Here is a 2,812-nt window from a genome sequence, read left to right as displayed (position 1 = left end):
TAACCCATAACCCGTCAAGTCAAATTCGAAAGAAAGTTCAAAAATACGGAGAATATTGATGAATGGTACAGGCGTAATCCCAAGAAATTTCACAAAGTACAGTTCCCCAATTAAAGCCAATCTAAGACCTATACCACTTCTTTTTTGGACAAGTTCACAAAGGCCAAATAACGGATCGTTGTTTTATCAGGGCATGAAGGGTTTACTTGGGATAAGGCCGATTATGTAAAGTAGAAATTGGTATAGGGTAAGTCCAAACGCTGATGACGGTAAAAGCTGAGGGAGTTATGGAGGATATGTGGTATAGTTAGATCAATATGAAAGGGGCGTTTTACCTTGTCTAAATTGATTAAGGGACTCGTTGTTGGATTAGGTGTTTGTATTGGGCTGTCATTATTCGAAATACCTTCAACGGCACATGCAAATTATGGGACTAAACTGACATATGGGTATAAAGTTCCTAAAGCACTTCATGGAAAATGGTATTTTGGAAACCAGAAAGCTGTATTTACTGGTACATATAAGAAGTATAGAACTGGTAAAATGGTGATAACTAGACATTTGGTTAAAGGTACTTGCTATGCTAATGGTAAGCATTATCGTGTAAAACTTTATTATGATGGATTATATTATGGTCACTCTTTAGATTTTGGATGCCAGTACGTGCCAATCATTTTTAGTTACCATGGGCATAATCATAAGGGATTAGACGTGTCTGGACAGGGCCCAGACGTTATATACACTAGAAAGAACTTTCATAACACATTATCGCTTAACAAGCATGGAAATTATCATAAGGTGAAACTGGTTCATTTTGGATTTTAGCAGATGTAAAAAAGACCATCTAGGAAGGTATTATGAGGGTATCTTCTTTGATGATCTTTTTTGTATAGGAATATTCCAATGGAATGTCAGAACGAGATTAATCATAACACGGGAGTATCAGAAATTACAGAAACTTCTCAATGATATAGATAAGAAGGGTAACCTAAGAACGCCACTGGAACACTTAATTGTAACTAATAAAATCAGTTGTTTTTGATGGATACATTAGGGTAGACCCTAGTTAAACAAGAGCTAGGGGTTCGTGTTTTGAGATAACCTTAATTTTGGGGAGATCTCAAAAAGATGTGTGCAATTTTGCGCAGATGTGGTTTATCTTATATTTTAAAGCCGTGAGAGACGTTCTAAGACGTTTAGAACAACTTGAATATAAATATACGTGAGTAAGATAGAATGGCTTAAAAGAGCTTATAATACATGTTCTAAAAAATCATTGGAGATAATATAGTATTTATCATAATTTTGATGAGTGTCGGATTAAGCGCATTGTTGTTAAGCAGCCCTGTGCTTGCGAAATCTAATCACGTTAGTTTGAAGGTAAATCCAATTACAGGTAAGCAAACGAGTGTTAAAGGTAAAACTACTAAATTAGCAACTATTAAGGTTTTACATAATAAGACTTTATTAGGTAAGGGTACAGCTTCTAAAAAAGGTGCTTTTAAAATAACCCTTAAAGTACCAATCAAAAATGGTTGGAAGTATACGATTCAAGCTACAAAAAAAGGTTTTACAGCTAAAAAATATACTGTTACGGCTTTATATGCTTCTACAAAAATAGATCAAGCTCAAAGTAATAATTATCAAGATGAAATTCACGGCTTGCAGAATACGATTGTAAGTTTGCAATCGCAATTAAATGACTTAAAAAATAAACAAAGTACTACGACAGTAGTTAATTCAGATAATGCGCAAACTGCTAATACTTGGTTAGCTTATCAGAAACAAATAGATGCTTTAAATGATCAAATGTCTTCGATAAATAATCAATTAGACCAACTTCATGCAAACAATAATATGGGCCCATTAGATGCTGCTCAAATGGCCGTTGAGTTTTATAGGAATACCAAATTAAGTGATTTGAATGATTCTCTTACAATTTATCAAAATGCAGTAATTAAGGATAAAAAGCTCTTAGCGCAAGATCCAAATGACTACACAGCTCTTGCAAATCTACAAACAGACGAAGGGGAAGTAAGCGAAGACCAAAAAGATATAAATACTTTTAGTGAAATAAGTTCTGAAGGTGTAGACACTTATTTAAAAAATGCTATAACTGAGCAAAGTGAATTTGATAAATTAAAATCAGAGTCAAAATCCCTTGATGAACAAATCAATGAATTACAACAAAAACAAGCAGCAGTATTAAATTCCTTGCCTTAGTCATTATTATTTAGAGTAAGTCACCGTATTCATTAGAATATGGTGTTTTTTGTTAATAAAAATTTATTATGAACACATTTACTATAAAAAACAGTTTATGATAAAAAAGTAACTTAGACTATTGGCAAACTATTTAATTGTTCAAAGCGTCCCTGCAAGGGAAAGCGCATATCCCTAACGTGAACGAGTGGAACGACAAGGAAAACTTGTTTTCCGCAGTCTGGTTCTTGATTGAGTTATTAAGTTAATAATTTTAATTAATGTCCGCCTTTTCGTGCTTTGCCTTGGTGGCAAGCCCGAACGGCTATAAATGTTGATATATAAGGATTTGTAAGACTTTTTAAAAAACGGGCATTAAGCAAACGCCCTTATATATAAGAATGATTGCTAAAAGTCCAAAATAATAAAAACCTCAATTGTCAAATCAAGTGCAACACTAAGAATCTATTCTTAGAAGTGGTCTAGTTGCTAAGCTAGTTCAGGCATTAGATCAGCTGGACAGCGATAGTTCAATGACCGCCGCAGCCGGTTGTTTAAGGTATCTTGAGCCAGTTGAATATCAACCAGTGAGGCCAATGCCAAGGATCTG

General features: G+C 34.2%; 2 protein-coding genes and 1 pseudogene. 2 read left to right on the top strand and 1 reads right to left on the bottom strand.

Going from position 1 to position 2,812, the window contains the following annotated elements; translation table 11 throughout:
• Positions 1-336 precede the first annotated feature (336 nt).
• A complete protein-coding gene (locus tag JCM11969_RS16285; protein WP_054712925.1) occupies positions 337-825 on the top strand; it encodes a hypothetical protein in 489 nt (162 codons plus the stop codon).
• Positions 826-1,308: 483 nt separating this feature from the next.
• Positions 1,309-2,223 (top strand): Ig-like domain-containing protein, encoded by a 915-nt coding sequence (locus tag JCM11969_RS16280; protein WP_054712922.1) that lies wholly within the window; start codon positions 1,309-1,311, stop codon positions 2,221-2,223.
• Positions 2,224-2,691: 468 nt separating this feature from the next.
• Here the strand turns inward: JCM11969_RS16280 and JCM11969_RS20615 are convergent.
• A pseudogene (locus JCM11969_RS20615) lies at positions 2,692-2,812 on the bottom strand (IS30 family transposase); the annotation flags it as partial.

It is taken from the genome of Secundilactobacillus paracollinoides DSM 15502 = JCM 11969, assembly GCF_001311135.1.
Lineage (GTDB): Bacteria > Bacillota > Bacilli > Lactobacillales > Lactobacillaceae > Secundilactobacillus > Secundilactobacillus paracollinoides.
Note: the sequence above shows the minus strand (reverse complement) of the source record. Positions and strands in the feature narration are given on the sequence as shown.

What these genes read in the sequence shown, in the direction of transcription:
- JCM11969_RS16280 (WP_054712922.1), top strand. Translation starts at nt 1,309, where the DNA reads ATGAGTGTCGGATTAAGCGCATTGTTGTTAAGCAGCCCTGTGCTTGCG.